General features: G+C 56.5%; 19 protein-coding genes. 11 read left to right on the top strand and 8 right to left on the bottom strand.

Annotated features, from left to right (window positions below):
- The first annotated feature begins 22 nt into the window (after positions 1 to 22).
- Positions 23 to 2146: a transcription termination factor Rho gene (gene rho, locus F1C16_RS13380; RefSeq protein ID WP_185281138.1), complete on the top strand. Its 2124-nt coding sequence runs from the start codon at positions 23 to 25 to the stop codon at positions 2144 to 2146.
- A 165-nt stretch (positions 2147 to 2311) separates the two neighbouring features.
- Positions 2312 to 2974: a DsbA family protein gene (locus F1C16_RS13375; RefSeq protein ID WP_185281137.1), complete on the top strand. Its 663-nt coding sequence runs from the start codon at positions 2312 to 2314 to the stop codon at positions 2972 to 2974.
- 13 nt (positions 2975 to 2987) lie between these two features.
- On the opposite strand, the gene F1C16_RS13370 is transcribed toward F1C16_RS13375, so the two are convergent.
- The 4 genes from F1C16_RS13370 to F1C16_RS13355 form a co-directional block, all read right to left on the bottom strand.
- Positions 2988 to 3623: a hypothetical protein gene (locus F1C16_RS13370; protein ID WP_185281136.1), complete on the bottom strand. Its 636-nt coding sequence runs from the start codon at positions 3621 to 3623 to the stop codon at positions 2988 to 2990.
- 67 nt (positions 3624 to 3690) lie between these two features.
- Positions 3691 to 4599: a UbiA family prenyltransferase gene (locus tag F1C16_RS13365; protein ID WP_185281135.1), complete on the bottom strand. Its 909-nt coding sequence runs from the start codon at positions 4597 to 4599 to the stop codon at positions 3691 to 3693.
- Between the two features lie 99 nt (positions 4600 to 4698).
- The gene (locus F1C16_RS13360) at positions 4699 to 5505 is read right to left on the bottom strand and encodes a class I SAM-dependent methyltransferase (RefSeq protein ID WP_185281134.1); all 807 of its coding nucleotides are present in this window, start codon (positions 5503 to 5505) and stop codon (positions 4699 to 4701) included.
- 234 nt (positions 5506 to 5739) lie between these two features.
- Positions 5740 to 6162: a hypothetical protein gene (locus F1C16_RS13355; RefSeq protein ID WP_185281133.1), complete on the bottom strand. Its 423-nt coding sequence runs from the start codon at positions 6160 to 6162 to the stop codon at positions 5740 to 5742.
- Between the two features lie 506 nt (positions 6163 to 6668).
- Between F1C16_RS13355 and F1C16_RS13350 the strand changes: the two genes are divergently transcribed.
- The 7 genes from F1C16_RS13350 to F1C16_RS13320 all read left to right on the top strand — a co-directional run bounded on the left by F1C16_RS13350 (position 6669) and on the right by F1C16_RS13320 (position 12944).
- A complete protein-coding gene (locus F1C16_RS13350; RefSeq protein ID WP_185281132.1) occupies positions 6669 to 7316 on the top strand; it encodes a hypothetical protein in 648 nt (215 codons plus the stop codon).
- Positions 7313 to 7609: a transcriptional regulator gene (locus tag F1C16_RS13345; RefSeq protein ID WP_185281131.1), complete on the top strand. Its 297-nt coding sequence runs from the start codon at positions 7313 to 7315 to the stop codon at positions 7607 to 7609. The genes F1C16_RS13350 and F1C16_RS13345 overlap by 4 nt, the downstream gene beginning before the upstream one ends.
- Positions 7610 to 7665: 56 nt before the next feature.
- Complete coding sequence (locus F1C16_RS13340; protein ID WP_185281130.1) at positions 7666 to 9309, top strand: DUF4173 domain-containing protein; 1644 nt, start codon at positions 7666 to 7668, stop codon at positions 9307 to 9309.
- A complete protein-coding gene (locus tag F1C16_RS13335) occupies positions 9287 to 9511 on the top strand; it encodes a hypothetical protein (protein WP_185281129.1) in 225 nt (74 codons plus the stop codon). The genes F1C16_RS13340 and F1C16_RS13335 overlap by 23 nt, the downstream gene beginning before the upstream one ends.
- Before the next feature lie 182 nt (positions 9512 to 9693).
- Positions 9694 to 10062: a hypothetical protein gene (locus F1C16_RS13330; protein WP_185281128.1), complete on the top strand. Its 369-nt coding sequence runs from the start codon at positions 9694 to 9696 to the stop codon at positions 10060 to 10062.
- Between the two features lie 22 nt (positions 10063 to 10084).
- On the top strand, positions 10085 to 10411 hold the full coding sequence (locus F1C16_RS13325; RefSeq protein WP_185281127.1) for a hypothetical protein: 327 nt from the start codon (positions 10085 to 10087) through the stop codon (positions 10409 to 10411).
- A gap of 151 nt (positions 10412 to 10562) precedes the next feature.
- Positions 10563 to 12944: a penicillin-binding protein 1A gene (locus tag F1C16_RS13320; protein WP_258048908.1), complete on the top strand. Its 2382-nt coding sequence runs from the start codon at positions 10563 to 10565 to the stop codon at positions 12942 to 12944.
- Between the two features lie 71 nt (positions 12945 to 13015).
- On the opposite strand, the gene F1C16_RS13315 is transcribed toward F1C16_RS13320, so the two are convergent.
- From F1C16_RS13315 to F1C16_RS13305, 3 genes are all read right to left on the bottom strand, one after another.
- Positions 13016 to 13930: a TIGR01777 family oxidoreductase gene (locus F1C16_RS13315; RefSeq protein WP_185281126.1), complete on the bottom strand. Its 915-nt coding sequence runs from the start codon at positions 13928 to 13930 to the stop codon at positions 13016 to 13018.
- A gap of 128 nt (positions 13931 to 14058) precedes the next feature.
- Positions 14059 to 14736 (bottom strand): GTP cyclohydrolase I FolE, encoded by a 678-nt coding sequence (folE, locus tag F1C16_RS13310; RefSeq protein WP_185281125.1) that lies wholly within the window; start codon positions 14734 to 14736, stop codon positions 14059 to 14061.
- Positions 14723 to 15136 (bottom strand): 6-carboxytetrahydropterin synthase, encoded by a 414-nt coding sequence (locus F1C16_RS13305; RefSeq protein WP_185281124.1) that lies wholly within the window; start codon positions 15134 to 15136, stop codon positions 14723 to 14725. The genes folE and F1C16_RS13305 overlap by 14 nt, the downstream gene beginning before the upstream one ends.
- Positions 15137 to 15420: 284 nt before the next feature.
- Between F1C16_RS13305 and F1C16_RS13300 the strand changes: the two genes are divergently transcribed.
- Both F1C16_RS13300 and F1C16_RS13295 read left to right on the top strand, forming a co-directional pair.
- Positions 15421 to 15873 (top strand): hypothetical protein, encoded by a 453-nt coding sequence (locus tag F1C16_RS13300; protein WP_185281123.1) that lies wholly within the window; start codon positions 15421 to 15423, stop codon positions 15871 to 15873.
- Positions 15821 to 16129 (top strand): hypothetical protein, encoded by a 309-nt coding sequence (locus F1C16_RS13295; protein ID WP_185281122.1) that lies wholly within the window; start codon positions 15821 to 15823, stop codon positions 16127 to 16129. Before F1C16_RS13300 ends, F1C16_RS13295 begins: the two co-directional genes overlap by 53 nt.
- A gap of 78 nt (positions 16130 to 16207) precedes the next feature.
- Here the strand turns inward: F1C16_RS13295 and F1C16_RS13290 are convergent, their stop codons facing one another.
- Positions 16208 to 16813: an inorganic diphosphatase gene (locus tag F1C16_RS13290; RefSeq protein ID WP_185281121.1), complete on the bottom strand. Its 606-nt coding sequence runs from the start codon at positions 16811 to 16813 to the stop codon at positions 16208 to 16210.
- Positions 16814 to 16885: the final 72 nt, after the last annotated feature.

Raw genomic sequence — 16885 nt, 5'->3', positions numbered from 1 at the left:
CTTTTCGCCCCTACTACCTATTATGTACACTATTGACGAGTTGAAGAACCGTCTGCTGTCCGAGTTAAAGGAAATTGCAGAAGAGCTTAAGGTTGGTAACTTCCGCAGACTCAGCAAACAGGATCTGATTTACAAGATTCTCGATCAGCAGGCCATTCTGCCTGCCGATCAGCTACCTCAAAAAAACACAACTCCTGTCCCCGCAGAAGTAACTGAGGCACCGGCTGCGCCTCGTGCCAATGGCCGTGCTACTCGGGCTGCCGCGCCGCGTCGTGGTGGTGCCAAAGCAGCGGCTCCGGCGGCCAGCGCTCCGGAAGCGGAGGTGGCTGAAGCGGAAGCACCCGCTCCCGCAGCCGTAGCTGCGGCCCCTGCGCCGGAACCAGAAGCTGCCCCAGCACCCACATCGGAAGTTGCGGCATTTGCCCCTGCGCTGGAATCGGAAGCTACTCCTGCGCCCTCCGTAGAAACCCCTGCCGGCAACGACCGCCCCATTAAGCTCTATCAGCGCCCCGAGCGCCGCCCCCGCAATGGGCAGAGTAGCCGGGAAAACGCACCGGAAACAGCAGTTGCTGCCAGCGACGTAGCAGTAGCCGACGAGCCAGTAGCATCTGAAACTGCCGCTGCCCCCTCACCCGTTCTCCGCGACCAGCCCACGGCTTTTGTGCGGGAGGGCCGGGAGCCGCGCCCCGAGCGCGACCGTGACCAGAACCAGAACGGCCGCGATGGTCGCGAAAACCGGGAAGGCCAGCGCAACGACACGCCCCGCGAGTATCGTAGCAACGACCGTCCTCAGCGCAACGATGCCCCGCGTACCGATGGCCGGGAGCCGCGCCCCGAACGTGACCGTGACCAGAACCAGAACGGCCGCGACAACCGCGAGCCGCGCCCTGAGCGCGACCAAAGCCGCGCCGACCGTGACCAGCGCCGCGAGGAGCGGTTTGCTGCCCGCGAGCAACAGCGCCAGCAGCGCCGCGAGGAGCAGCAACAGAACCCTCGTCAGCAGCAGGCCGCTCCTGCCCGCAACGATCTGGATATCACCATTCAGAGCGAAGGCACGCTGGAAATGATGCCCGACGGTGGCTATGGCTTCCTCCGCTCGCCGTTCTACAACTACCTGGCCTCGCCCGATGATATTTACGTGGCGCCCCAGCAGGTAAAGCAGTTCGCTTTGAAAGCCGGCGACACGGTCAAATGCACCATTCGTCCGCCCCGCGAAGGTGAGAAATACTTTGCCCTGGTAAATGTGGAAAACGTGAATGGCCGCTCACTGGAAGAAGCTCGCGACCGGATACCCTTCACCAACCTCACACCGCTGTTTGCAGAGGAACGTCTGAAGCTGACCACCAAGCCTGGCCAGTATAGCACGCGTATTCTGGATCTGTTTGCCCCCATTGGCAAAGGCCAGCGTGGGTTGATTGTGGCTCAGCCCAAAACCGGTAAAACGGTGCTGTTGCAGGAAATTGCAAACTCCATTTCCGAGAACCACCCCGAGGTCTACCTCATTATCCTGCTGATTGATGAGCGCCCGGAAGAGGTAACGGACATGGCCCGCTCGGTGAAAGCCGAAGTGCTCAGCTCTACCTTCGATGAAACCGCTGACCGACACGTGAAAATTGCCAGCATTGCGCTGGAAAAAGCCAAGCGCCTGGTAGAGTGCGGCCACGACGTAGTGATTCTGCTGGACTCGATTACGCGTCTGGCACGTGCTTATAATACGGTGCAGCCAGCTTCGGGCAAGATCTTGTCGGGTGGTGTGGATGCCAACGCGCTGCACAAACCCAAGCGTTTCTTCGGGGCGGCCCGCAACGTGGAAAACGGCGGCTCGCTCACCATCATTGCCACGGCTCTTATCGAAACCGGCTCCAAGATGGACGAGGTGATTTTCGAGGAATTCAAAGGTACCGGCAACATGGAATTGCAGTTGGACCGCAAGCTGGCCAACAAGCGCATCTTCCCCGCCATCGACGTGCCGGCCTCCGGTACCCGCCGCGAAGATTTGCTGATGAGCAAGGAAGAGTTGAACCGTATCTGGGTGCTGCGCAAGTTCATGTCCGATATGACGGCCTCCGAAGCCATGGAGTTCCTGAAAGACCGCATGAAAGGCACTAAGGACAACGATGAGTTCCTAATTTCGATGAACGGCTAACTTCTTACTGTAGCCAGAGTAGAAGAACGTCATTCCGACCAGCGGGAGGAATCTCGCGTGCTGACAGAGGGTAGTATCTTACCTCCGTCCTCAGCACGCGAGATTCCTCCCGCTGGTCGGAATGACGTTCTGTTTTGTTAATAGCTTACCCTATACTTTTGCCATATGGAACAGACCGCCGACCGCCCCGAAATCCTCTACCTCTTCGATCCGTTGTGTGGCTGGTGCTACGGCATGAGCCCCGTGATTCGGCAGGCGCAGCAGGCGTTTGCAGGCCGCGTAGACGTATCGGTGCTGTGCGGCGGCATGCTGACGGGCAACGACGTGACGTCCATTGGTGAAAGTTGGGACTTCTTGAGCGGGGCGGCCGCACAGATTGGTGAAGTAACAGGGGCGGAGTTTGGTGCCGCCTACCATACGGTAGGGGAAGAGGGCACACTGCGGCTTGACTCGGAGCCACCGAGCCGTGCCATCACTGTATTCCGCCAACTAGATGGCGACCAGCAGCGCACCATCCAGTTTGCCCACGACGTACAAACCGCCTTGTTCCGCGATGGCCAGAATCTAAAGGACCTCTCTACCTACTTACCATTGCTTGAGCCATACGGCATTGATGCAGCTACTTTTCAGCGCCTGTGGGCCGCGCCTGAAACAGCCCAGGTAGTGCAACAGGAATTTGCTACTGTTAATCGGCTCAACCTGGAAGGCCTACCCACTACTGTGCTGCGCGTGGGTAACGAGGGCTATATCCTGGCCAAAGGCTATCAACCCTACACAGTATTTGCGGCCGGGCTGGAGCAGGCATTAGCTGAGAAAGCCGGAGGGTAGAGAATAGGCGCTTCTAACTACCGAAGCCGCCTAACTGCACCACCTGCTTTTTGAGGGGCGAATATGCAATGCGGCGGCGGTCTTCTTTGCCTACCAGATATTGAAACCCGATGGTATCGGCGCGGCGCTGGATGTCGGCCCACGTGTTGCGGTCGAGGGGGTTGCCGGCGGGGAAAGGAGTAGCAGTGGGTAGGGCAGGCTGATGAAAATTCTGATCGGCAAAAAACTCATCCATGCGGCGGCGCACGTAGGCCTCGCGGGCCGCAGGGGTAGGGGGCGTGGTGCCAGCCATATCATACACCATTGCCGCCTCCAGATCAGCCGCCGACAATACCTCGTGAAAGATGATCTGCCCGGTATGGTCGGTGATAGTGAAATCGAGTTGCCCACTCAGCGCATCGTTGCCGCGCAATACTAGCCTGAATACATCGGGCATGCCGGGGGTAGAAAACTCGTGGCGTTTCTGCACTACCTTCAGCGTGTCGGACTGGGCCGAGACGCTGCCGGCGCGGGTGGTGTCAGGCGCTTCCAGCGACGTGTCGGCCGCCGTTGTATCGGCAGCCAGGGGCGAGGTACCCGAATATTGGCTATTCTGCTGATAACATGCACTAGTGAGCAGCAGGCAAGAGAGAGCAACAAGAGGGCGCATACCGTGGAGGAGAACAGGAGGAGTTAGCTAATACGGCAAGTGCTTGGCCGACGTTTTCGGCGGCGCGTTACCACCAGCGCCAGAGCAACATTACCACAAACGCGGCGCTCAGGCACAACGACGATACCTGGTTCATGCGCATGGTATGGTCGAAGTTGGCGGCGCTGGCATCGTGCCACACCAACCAAGCCCAGCGGCCAAACAGCCCCACCACGGGTAGGGTAGCCGTCAGAAACAGCAGCGCGTGCGGCCACTCGTTGCGCTGTGCGTATACGGCCACCAGCAAGGCTGCCCCTACCCCCAGCGCCACGCCCGCAAACACAAACGTACCCCGTATGCCCAGGCGCAGGCTCAGCGTCCGGTCGCCGCGGCGGGCATCTTCCTGGTGCTGATATACCTGCGTGAGCGGGTAGGAACCGCATAAGAACAGTGTGCTCACCATAGCCAGCAGGAGGTTATCAGAGGCCAAAATAGCCGCAGGAGAAGCGCCTACCCCCACCTGCGTCATCAGAAAGGTATAGGCACCCTGAAACACCACGACTACCAGCGTGCTCACGAGCGGGTACTTTTTCAGGCGAATACCCTCGTAGCTGTACGCCTTCGATACCAGCAGATACACGGCTACCAGCCCCGCGAAGGGTAGGGACAGGAGCGCCCCGCCCAACACAGCTAGCCCATCGAACAACCACACCAAATGCAGCAGCTCCCGCGATACTGGTGGTGGCTGGCGCAGGCCGCCAATGCTGCCTTCGTCGCGGTCGTAGTAGCTGTTGTAGCCGTTGGAGGCAGGGTAGGCCAGCAGGTGCAGCACCACAAATACGCCCACCGCCCGCCACGGGCTGAACGGCTCGCGCAAGGCGCTCAACCCAAACCAGAACACTGGCATCAGGTACACCGAAAACGGAATCCGCAGCAGCGGCAACGCCCGACGGTACTTGTTATACAGCAAGGAAGAAGCAAAATGAGAAGCAAGCATGTAGTTGCGCAGCTTCGGGTAGGGTTTCTGTTTTCTCTACGGTGGTTGAGGTAAGGAAGGCCGCACCAGCCGTAAAGTTGACAGAATCGCCTTTAATTTTTACTTCTCGATCTGTAATTGACTTTTCGGCCAGCCCGTGAGGTAGAGCACCTGCGAGCCCGACCAATGGCGCGCCTTGCCCACGCGCCACTCAAAAGCGCCGCTAGGGTCGGCACGATGGGCCAAGGCCAGGAGTTGGTTGGGTGGATAAAGCCGCAGAATCGACACGACGCCATCCCAGACGGTGCACATCGGAATCAGGGGAACGAGGTAAGTGAACAGCAGCCGGCTCCAGCGAAATGGGCGAATAAAGGGCGTGATGCATAGCAGCGCCACGGGCATTACTAGGGCCGCCAATGCTACTTCATGCCAGTGCTTGCCGGCTCCCTCAAATACGCCAATGCCTGCCCGTTGCCGCACGGCATCGGCCAGAATAGCCTCGGCTACCGCGGGAGGAAAATGATGAAAGGCCGAAAACACTACCCGAAATCCCGGCAGGGTAGCTGGCACGCGGGTAGCATCTACGGGCGTAGGCAAAAAGGCAAGTCCGCCGCTTGTGCGCTCGTGCAGGTGCTGCCAGGCGGCAGGCTGGGGATAGAGGTCGGTGAGAGTGACGTGCAACTGCGGCAAGTCCTGCACTTGCAGCGCCCGCCATACGCCTTCTGTGCCGCCGCCGGCGCCGGCACACAGCTCCAGCAACTCGGTTTGGCTGGTGTGACGCAGTGCCTCACGCAGAATGGGCACAATGGGCTGATAAATTTTCAACCCCGAAATCATGAAGCGCAGGTAGTCCATCATGCCCGCCCGCACCGCCTTCGGAAACCACGGCAGGTCCTCAAACTCGAACAGTTGCAAGCGGAGCTTCATGCTGCAATTGAGTTTTGCAGCGCGTCGCGGTTGACGTACAGGAATGCTATTGAAGGCAAAACAAACGCTAGCACAGTGCCGTGCCATAGGTGACACCAGGCGCTGGTTTGTGCCAGGTTATTCTCCTGAGGAATTGCCTCAATTGCTAAATCATCTTCCATAAGCGGGAGGCATAACAGCAGTATATATGCCTACTGCTACGCCACCCCGCCCGAAACGTTGACCTTTACATGCCTAGGCGGCGTGCTGGAAACGTGGGGGAGCCGGCTCACACAGAAAGTAAACCGCGGCCAACGCTGCCGCCAGATACGGCAGCGACATGGTGAGCAGACTGCGCAGATCAACCACTGGCAAATGATGCATGACAAAGAAGTTGGTGAGCCCATAGCAACCCAATACGGCTGCTGTGCCAATGGTACGCCGGGCCGAGCAGGTAGGCAACTGGCCTAGCAAGCTGAAAAGAGGTACGCACAAGGGCAATACTACCAACGAAACCAAAGCCGCCAGCAAGCCGCTAAACAAGCCAATAGAGAAATCGGCCGGACGGTCGAGCGCGAAGTCGAGGGTGAGCAGTATAGTGCCGCCAAGGTTGCTGAGTAGCCACAGCGAAAGAGCCTTGCGTAGAGAGTAGTTGGTTAGTGAGTTAAGAAATAGCATATAACAAAGGGTAAGAAAGTTGGGAGAAGCAGTGGGAGTAAAAAAATGTTGAAATTCTATTATTTGGAAAATTAGAACAGAAATGGGAAAAGTGAAACTGTATCTCGATTTAATATACGAAATGACGGTTTTGCAGGATTTTTATCAAGTGGAACTTTTTTTATAAAGCGCATTCCAGCGCTGGCTACGAGATATTTTCAAACGTATTTTTTGAAAAAGTAAAAACTGTCAACTGGGCTACAGCACTTGCCTGGTAAGCACTTTTATGGCAAAGCCTGGGAATGGGGAATAGCATTTCCGTAAGGCCGTCTCATTTTGGTAGCAACTGTAGGCATTGCTACTGCTAAGAAATGAGCTAGTGGTCATGAAGAGTTTGCCAAAGCGTTTAACCCTCGATGGCATTGTTAGGGAGATCAGCAAGACGATCAGGTCAGCAGAAATCGTCACAATGTTTGGAAATGGCGTGACGATTTAACAACTTTGCAATACAAAGTGCTCTGTACGCTATGAAGCCAGTTACTGATCCGCTCGCCCAACTCACGGAAATTCGCGCTATCATGGAGCGCTCGTCGCGGTTCATCTCGCTTAGCGGCCTGTCGGGGGTAGGGGCGGGGGTAGTGGCGCTAGCCGGGGTAGCCATAGGCAACTGGTACCTCAACAGTCAGTACGGCGAAGGCGGCTTTATGCGGCTAATGAATGGCGACTATGCCAGCCGACTGGAAGCGCTGCCGTTTCTGCTGGGTTTGGCGGCTGTCATTATTGTATTGGCACTCGGCGTGGCTTTCTTCTTCACCCAGCGCCGCGCCCGGCAAAACGGCATGGCCTTGTGGGGGCCACTCGGGCGACGGCTGGCAGTCAGCTTGGCCATTCCGCTGACAGCGGGTGGGTTGTTTTGCTTGATGCTCTACCTGCGTGGGGCCGCCGGACTGGTGATACCGGGCATGTTGCTGTTCTACGGGTTAGCCCTGCTCAACGCCAGCAAGTATACCTTAGACGAAATTCGGTGGCTGGGCCTCACCCAAATTGGGTTGGGACTGCTCGCAACCTTGCTTCCGGTTTGGGGGTTACTGTTCTTTGCCTTCGGGTTCGGACTGTGCCACATCGGCTATGGCCTGCTCATGTATAACCGTTACGAACGTTCCCGCCCCGCGTGAAGTACGCCATTCATACCCTTAATAAAGCGTTCGACAACCGCGTGAGGCTGGGCGTAATGGCCGTGCTCATGACCACCGACTCGGTGAGCTTCAACGACTTGAAAGAAGCCCTGGACCTCACCGATGGCAATCTAGCCAGCCACGTATCGGCCCTGGAAAAAGCCGGCTACGTGACCGTTAGTAAGCAGTTTGTGGGTAAGAAACCCAATACTACTTATACAGCCTCAAGCGAAGGCAAGCTAGCCTTTCAGGACCACCTGAATGCGTTGGAAAAGCTGCTGAAAGGAGGGTAGGCTCTTTTTTTTGTGTATAAACTTTGAAATACAAAGTACTTTAATAAAAATAAAATATGGCAACTTATTCACCCAGCGCCGCCTACCACTCCGCAACCGCGCCCGCCGTGCCACCTTTTCCGCTCACGGCTCTGCAAAAGCTGGCTTTGCCAGTAGGCGCCATCCTATTTGATATATTGTTCTGGCATGAGCGCATGGCGCTGAACATGCTGGTATACACGCTATTTGTGCTGGGCGTGAGTGTAGCCGGACTGCCGCGCACAGCGCCACAGTGGCGCTCAGGCTACTGCTGGCTGCTATTGGCGGGTACCGTGCTGAGCGCCAGCTTGGTAGCCGTGTATGCCTCCAGCGCAGCGCAGTTAGCGGCGGTGGTATCGCTTGCCGGATGGTTGGGCTACCGCAACCAGCCTCACCTGCGCCTAGTGCTCTATGCTGTACTCACGGGTGTGGTTAATCTGGCACCGGCCACGCAACGCCTACTCCAACTGTTGCGCCTGCCGGCTAACCTGAGCGGTAGGGTAGGGCGCGGCTGGTTCTACGGCCGGTTGCTGCTGTTGCCACTGGTCGCGCTGGCGGGCTTTCATTTGCTGTTTGTACTGGCTAATCCGAAGTATGCAGCTCTCACCACTCGCTTTTGGGAATTGGTAGGTGAAGCGCTAGATATGCTATTTAGCCGCTTATCGGTGCCGCACGTGCTGTTTTTTCTGCTGGGGTTGGTGCTCACGGCGGGCGCGCTGCTCATCCTGCCGATACACTACTTCGCGGATCATGAGTCGCGCTTCGGGGAGTTTGTGCAGCGGCAGCGCGACCGGGTAGCCTCGCTGGGCGTGCGCCGCCCCGATTTCCGCGCCGACCGTTTTCCGCCCCTGGGCCTGCGCCGCGAGTACCTGATGGCCATGAGCCTACTGGTGCTGGTGAACCTGCTGCTGCTCGTGGTCAACCTCATCGACATCAGCTGGATCTGGATCGACTTCCGGCCCGCCGCCGACTTCGACCTCACGCAATTTGTGCATGAGGGCACCTATGTGCTCATCCTAAGCATTTTGGTGGCGATGGGGATTGTGCTGTGGTATTTCCGGCGCAACCTCAACTTCTACCCTAAGGGTCTGCCTACCCTGCGGTGGCTGGCTACTGTGTGGGTGGTGCAGAATGCGGTGCTGGCTGTGTCGGTGGGGCTGCGCAACTACTATTATATTGTATACACGGGCTTAGCCTACAAACGCATCGGTGTATATGGCTTTCTGCTGCTGACTTTCTTCGGCCTGCTCACGGTGCTACTGAAAATTTGGCAGCGGCGCTCAGCCTACTCTCTGGTTCGCCTGAACGCGCTGGCGGCCTACGCGGTGCTGCTCCTGCTGGCCGCCGGCAACTGGGAAATCTGGATGGTGCGCTACAACCTGCAACCCCGTTTCCACCGCGTCGACTACGGTTTCTTGCTGGATATGCCCGACCGCGTGCTGCCCGAGCTAGCCGCTGCGGCACCTACCCTCGCCGGCCGCGAGCTAGTGCAGGAAAACGACTACAGCCAGTGGGTAGCTCTACCCGAAGCTGAAGCGCAAGCCCGCCTGCGCCAGCGCATCCAGGACTTTCGAGCACTGGAAACGCAGCGCCACTGGCCTAGCCGCTCCTTAGCCGACTGGCAAGCTATTCGTTCCCTTCCACTTCACGCCACTATCCATGCTAACGAACCTCGCCCTTAGTCTGCTCGCGCTGCTGAGCTGCGGCGGCGGGGTAGTGGCCCTGGCCGTAGTACTCACGTGGCAGGAACACGCTGCCACCCCCGATGTGCGCTGGCGGCGGCTGGTGTACCTCGTGCTACCCGTCACGGCGCTGGTAGTCGGCCTCATACTCGGGTCGTTGACGCTTGTGTTTCGGTACTGGACGCCGGCTACGGCCGGGTAGAATCAAAATACACGATACAGATTGATAGCTTCTATTAATCCTATGTGCTGTTGCGCACTACTTACTCAGATTAAGATTAAGGATAATATTCCCGAAAAATGAACAGTAAACATATCGCTAGTAGTGAGCGCCTGTCAGAATTGCCAGAGCAGAAGCGCTTTAGTATACCTAACAATAGAATCATGAAGTGGCTGGTAGCCACTCAGCAGTTCAAAGATTCTGTCACCATCCTCGAATTAAATGTTCTTCTATTGTTCGGAATTCTTTGTGGTATCGCCATACCGGGGCTGATTCTTTTTTTTCTGCGCTGGCGGTTGGTATTGGGTAAGTGTAACGGAAAACGGACAGTAATACTTTGGGGGCTCACACTTCTACATGAGTCATTTTGTGTACTGCTTTTTTCATTGCAGGAAATGCAGTCAGATGCACTAACTCAAGGCATAGCAGGCCTGCTGGTTATAGGCTATTCAATAGGCGTAGGAATCAGCTTAATAAGTTTAATCCTCATCTCTATCAGCTCGTCGCAGATGAAAGAATGTAGGCCCTCATAAGGAAAAGCAAATGAGAGTGTTAGTGCATTTCTTACTGCGAACGTTCCATCTGATTCCGCCACTGCTATGGTGGGCAGTGGCGGGCGTAGTGGTAGGCGCCCTGAATCTGCTATTTCAACTGGAACTATGGCCGCACACGCCAGGCGTTGAGCCAGTAGCTTTAATGCTAATAGTGGGTTGCCTACCCCTGGGGCAGTGGGGGGTGGTCATTACTCTGGAAAGAATCCGGCAAACCGTGCGCCATACGTTCTGGTGGATGTGCTGGTCACTGGCGTGGTTGCTGAGCATTCTGATCTTTGCGGGGATGGTTGCAGTCTGCTTGTTCAGCTTCGCGATTATCCTGAGCTAATGAAAGGACTTTATGGAACAGATACGCTGATGCAGTGCTTTTTCGTTCTACCCCTTCTGACTACCGTTCTGTGTCCGCCCGCGCCTAATCTGGTATATTTGTTCCTGCCAGGCCCCTACCCGTTGCGCGGGCCGGTCCCAACGCGCTCCGCATGTCCGCTCCCGACCTTCCGAAACAAGAGAATTCTGCTTCTGCCCCGCCTCGCCGCCGTTGGCCCAACCGCTTGTCGCGCTTTATGTGGGCGCTGTTCATCATTGGGGTAGGCGTATTTCTGCTCTACCCTATTTTGGTGAGCACCAACTTCCTGTTTTTGTTCGGAAAGTCGCCAAGCCTGGAGGAGCTAGAAGATCCCAAAGTAGAGCAAGCCTCGGAGCTGTACTCGTCCGATGGCGTGCTGATGGGCACGTACTTCCGCGAAAACCGTTCGCCGGTAGCGTATAATAAAATTTCGCCTTTGCTCATCAAAGCTCTCATTGCCACCGAGGACGTGCGTTTCTACGAGCACTCCGGCATTGATGCCACCGCCTTGGCCCGCGCCGTTGCGGGCGTGCTCAGCGGCGACACCCGCAGCGGCGGCGGCTCCACCATCACCCAGCAGCTCGCCAAGAACCTCTACAAAACCCGCCGCGGCGAAACTCGCGGCGGCCTGGGCCACATTCCCGGCGTAAGCACTATCATCAGCAAAACCAAGGAATGGCTGACGGCTGTAGAGCTGGAAAAGCGCTATACCAAAGAAGAAATTCTGCGCATGTACCTCAATACCGTGGAGTATGGCTCCAATGCCTTCGGTATCAAGGTGGCAGCTAAAACCTTTTTCAGCACCTCGCCCGATAGCCTGGCGCCCCAGGAAGCGGCCATGCTGGTAGGCCTGCTCAACAACCCTACTGCCTTCAACCCCCGCTTTCACCCCGAAGCGGCTATTAAGCGCCGCAACCTGGTGCTTACGCGCATGGGGCAGGCGGGCTTTCTGCGGCCCGCTGCCGCCGATTCTCTGCAAGAGCTGCCTATTGCGCTGCAATACCACGTGGAGCGCCACATCGATGGGCCGTCTACCTATTTCCGGGGGGCCATCAGCCAGGCGCTGAACACGTGGTGCGAGCAAAACGGCTACGACCTCTACCGCGACGGCCTGCGCGTGTACAGCACCATCGACTCGCGCATGCAGGAGCATGCGGAGTATGCGGTGGAAAAGCACATGAAGAACTTGCAACGGCGCTTCGACGCATTCTGGCGCAACCGCAACCAGAATCCTTGGGTGAACGAAAAGGGCAAGGAGATTCCGGATTTCATTGAAACCCAGATGAAGCGCACCCAGCAGTACAAGATGCTGGCCGCGCAGTTCAAAGGGCAACCCGCCCGCCTAGATTCGGCTTTGCACGCCAAGCGGCCCATGAAAGTGTTCACCTGGAAAGGCGACAAGGACACCACGCTGGTACTCTCGCCGCTGGATTCGCTGGCTTACTACAAGCACTTTTTGCAGGCCGGCATGATGACCATGGACCCCTTCACCGGTCAGGTGAAAGCCTGGGTAGGCGGCCTCGATTACCGCTTTTTCCAGTATGACCATGTAAAGCAGGGCAAGCGCCAGGCGGGCTCCACGTTCAAGCCCTTCGTCTACCTCACAGCCCTCGACAACGGTTACGCACCCTGCGACCGAATTCGGGATGAGCGCATCACCATTAAATACGTGGAAGACGGCAAGCCCATGGAATGGAAGCCCGACAACGTGACGCGCTCCTACACCGGCATGAATATGACGCTCCGCTACGCCATGGCACGCTCCGTGAACTCCGTGACGGCCCAGCTCACGGAGTTGGTGGGCTGGGACAAGGTGGCCGAATATGCGCATAAGGTAGGTATCCGGAGTAAGCTGCTGGGTGTGCCAAGCATTGGCCTGGGCTCGGGGGGCGATGTGAGCGTGTACGAGATGGTGAATGCCTATAGCACCTTCGTGAACCAGGGCTTCCGCCCCGAGCCGCGCCTGATTACGCGCATCGAGGACCGCAACGGCAACGTCATTGCCCAATTTGACCCGCGCCAGAAACGGGTTATTTCGGCTGAAACTGCCTGGCTGATGACGTATATGCTGCGCGGGGGTATGGAAGAGCCCGGTGGCACCTCACAGGCCCTGTGGGATTACGAACTCTGGAAAAACAACAACCAGATTGGCGGTAAAACTGGCACTACCTCCAACTATTCCGATGGCTGGTATATGGGCGTCACCAAGGACCTCGTAACCGGCGTATGGGTAGGCGGCGAGGACCGCAGCATCCACTTCCTGCATTCCGAGCAGGGCGAAGGCGGCCGCATGGCCCTGCCCATTTTCGGCCTCTACATGGAGAAAGTCTATCAGGACAAGGAACTGGACTACAAAATGGGGCCGTTTCCAAAGCCCACGGTCAAGATAAACAAGAAGTACCAGTGTGTGACGGAAGCTCCCCGCCGCCAGCGCGAAGCCGTGGACTCGCTACGGATTGACAACCTGTTGGATCAGATAAATTCTGGTAGGAGTAGCGTACCGGATAGTTTGTAGCATCTCCATAAATCAAAAAAAGACCGTCATTTCTAGCGCAGAAATGACGGTCTTTTTTATTTATCTAGGTCTTACTCCTCCGGCTCGTAAATCTCTTCCAGTGCCTCTTGCAAGTGCGGATATTCAAACTGAAAGCCGTGTTGCAATACCTTATCGGCGCTTACGCGCTGGGAGGCTAGCACAATCTCGCTCATCTCACCCATTAGCAGTTTCAGACCGAAGGCGGGTACTTTGGGAAGTACTAAAGGGCGGTGCAGCACCTCGGCCAGCGTTTCGGTAAACTCGCGGTTGGTGACTGGGTGAGGCGCCACGCCATTGTAAACGCCGCGCCACTCGTTTTCCTCCATGGCCTGGATGAACAGCCGGCACAGATCATCAATGTGAATCCAGGACATATACTGCTTGCCCGAGCCCAGCGGTGCGCCCGCGCCCAACTTTGTGGGCTTGGCAATAGCGGGTAGGGCGCCGCCGTCGGCGCTGAGCACAATGCCAATGCGGATAACCACCGTACGAATGCCTAGGGCCTGCACGCGCTGGGCTGCTGTTTCCCACTGCCGGGCCACTTCGGCCAAAAAGTCGTCGGGGTCGGGGGGGAAGTTTTCGTCTACTGTGTCGCTACCTTGGTCGCCGTAGATGCCGATGGCCGAAGCCGACAGGAACGTCTGCACGCGGTGGTTGTCGCGGGCTAGGGTGCGGGCCAGCAGGTTGGTGCCCTGCAAGCGGCTGTCGATAATCTCCTTCTTTCGCTCATCTGTCCACTTCCCATCCGATACGCTGGCACCGGCCAGGTTAATCACGTAGTCGGCGTAGGGAACGGCATTTTCGTCGATATCGTCGTGGCGCGGGTCCCAATGAAAGCGGCGGAACCGCTCGGCGTGGGCCTCGCGGCTCAGTAGCGCCACTTCGTAGCCAGCATCAATCAGCATTTCGGCCAGTCGGGTGCCAATCAGGCCAGTGCCGCCCGAGATGAGTACTTTTCGCGACATGCAGAAGGGAATTGCAGAGTGTAAGGAAGGGTCGTGATACAAACAAACGGCTGTCGAGCGGCAGAGTTGTAGCCGCCCGACAGCCGCAAGCTAACCCATAGGCTGTAATTGGCAACGAGGATGCCGGCTTACTTGCCAATCAGGCGCAGAAACTCCTGCCGTAGTTGGGCATCCTGGCCAAAGGCGCCGCCGTACTCGGCCGTGAGCGTGCCGCTACTGGTATCGTTCACGCCCCTACTCATCACGCACAAGTGGTCGGCTTCAATGAGCACGGCCACGTCATCGGTGTGCAGCGCATTCTTTAGCTCCTCAGCAACCTGGCGCGTCAGGCGCTCCTGCACCTGCGGGCGGCGAGCGTAGTACTGCACCACCCGGTTCAGTTTGGACAGCCCTACCACGTGCTCGCCGGGTAGGTAGGCTACGTGGGCTTTGCCAATGATGGGCACGAAATGGTGCTCGCAGCAGGAGAAAACCGTAATGTCGCGCTCTACCAGCATCTGCTGATAGTTATAGCGATTCTCAAACAAGCGTACCTCCGGCCGGTGCTCAGGGTTTAGCCCCCGGAACCACTCCTGCACGTACATTTTTGCTACCCGGTGGGGTGTACCTTTTAGGCTATCGTCGGTGAGGTCGAGGCCCAGCAAGTGCATAATCTCACGAAAATGACCGGCAATGGCGTCAATTTTCGTTTCGTCGGTCAGCGCAAAGGCATCGTCGCGTAGGGGAGTGCGCAGCTCGGGTGCCAGATGGGTATCGGGGCCGTCGGAGTGGGACGAAACCGGCTCCGTCGGGTTAAAGTTGTCCATGATATTCTACAAAGTTGCGGTCGGTTTCGTAGAGCGTTACCGACAGGTGCAGATCGGCGGCGAGGTGCGGGCGCAGCCGATTCCAGATAACGACGGCAATGTTTTCGGCCGTAGGGTTGAGGTGGCTGAACTCTGCCACATCCAGGTTAAGGTTTCGATGGTCAAAGATACCCAGAATCTCGCGTTTCAATAGCCGGCTCAGATCCTTCATATCATACACATACCCGGTTTCGGGGTCCACCGCACCACGCAGGCGCACGGTAAGCTCATAGTTGTGCCCGTGGTAGTGTGGGTTGTTGCACGCGCCAAAAACCTGTTGGTTTTGCTCGTCGCTCCAGGTAGCGTTATATAAACGATGCGCGGCGTTGAAATGCTCTGTGCGGCAAACTGTGACTTGCATAGGATAGGTACAACCGGTGGGAGTAGTAGAAGTTTTGGGCTGCTTGGCCAATAGTAAAAAAGCAAATGGCGAACAAAAAGTGCTGGTAAGATTAGAGTTGAATTGTTTTTGGCAGTTAAATAATATGCTATAGTATTTATTGAACAAAATTCAAGAATCACTGAAAAAATCAATTGTGGCGTAGCATTTGTAGTAGTAAAGGAGGTTAGATTTGGTCAGTTAAAATAGCTAATAACCACGTTTACAATACTGAAACCTCTTCATTTCAACATACTTTGCCGCATATGAAACGAAGCCTACTTCTCTCTTTCTTGCTATTGGCTTTGACCGTTACGGGCTATGCTCAACGCTCGCCTGTAGATGAAACGGAAATGGCTGTGAAAGGCATTCCCCGCAAAGGCCAACGCGTAACAGTGCAGTTGGACAACAAGCGGGTGGAAGATGCCTGGGCCAAACAATTAAACGAAAAGTTTGGTAGCAAGCTGAAAAACGACAAGGGTATTTACACACTTGACGGCGTAGTGATTGAGGAAATATCCAAAACACCTATTCGCGTGATCAGCAAGGTAGATGCTGCACCGACTGGTACCGCCGTGTGGTGGTCTGTCGACCTAGGCAACGCCTACCTCAGCAAAGAGTCGACCCCAGCGCAGTGGAAAGCCTCGGAGGATTATCTAAAGACGTTTGCCCGCATGCTTTTACCGCCAAGACTTGGCTGTGCAGGTGCAGGAGGCTGAGAAAGCACTTTTGGCTTCGCAAAACAACCACAGCGCGGTAATTTCCAAGCAGGATAACATCAAGAAAGACATTGAAAAGAACAAAGCGAAGAAAATAGAGATTCAGCAGCAGTTGGCGCAAAACGCCGCCGAGCTGCTGAACCTCAACAACCAGGTAGACATCAACCTGAAAGAGCAGGAAGCTGCCCGCGCCGACATTGTGAATATGCGCGTAGCACTGGAAGCAGTGAAAGACCGCATGAACAAGCTGGAGTAAGCTAGTGCTACGTAAGAATATGAGAACCCCGCCTAACCAGGCGGGGTTTTTTGTTGCCCTTGCATGAGAATACGATTCTTAATACCTAGCTTCTTGTACCTGTTGTTGCGCAAACTGCTCATCCTTCCAGCCAGCTACGCGCACGCTCCCGGCGGCGGTGCCCGTTTGCCGGAACCACTGCTCCAGCATTGGCCGCACATGGGGGTAGTCTCGCTGTATTGCTGCCCATGTAGTAGCGCCAGGTAAAATGCGCAGACTCGGGCGTGCGGGCACTGCCAGGAGTACCTGCCGGGGTATACCGCCCTCATCGAGCCGCAATAGCGCCACGGGCAAAATCTCCAACACAGTGCCAGTCGATTGGCTTTCAGCCAGGATAAGCGCAGCGAGGGGCTGGCCGTGGGGGTGGCGTTTGGTAGGAGTAGTATGGGTACCGGGCACAAAGGCCAGATTGCCGGGGTAGGGGAGGAACTCCACCATGCGGTCGGTGCCAGCGCGCTGCACTTTGCGGAAGGTGCGCGTGGTGGGGTCGTACTGTTGTATGTGGTTGGTGCCAGCCGGAATTTCGACTACGGCTTGCAACAGGTGATGCTCAGTGGAAAAGGTGGGGAGGTCGGCGTAGTCGGTGCGGCAACTGCATAACAGGTTCAGCGTGCCCAAAAGCAAAGAAAGAAGGGGTAGGCGCATAGGCAAAGGGTAGGAAATGGTGGGTAGCCATTTGGCAAGCGAAGAAGGTCAAGTTTACGGAATACTGCTCAA

Source organism: Hymenobacter sp. NBH84 (assembly GCF_014217645.1).
GTDB lineage: Bacteria > Bacteroidota > Bacteroidia > Cytophagales > Hymenobacteraceae > Hymenobacter > Hymenobacter profundi.
Note: the sequence above shows the minus strand (reverse complement) of the source record. Positions and strands in the feature narration are given on the sequence as shown.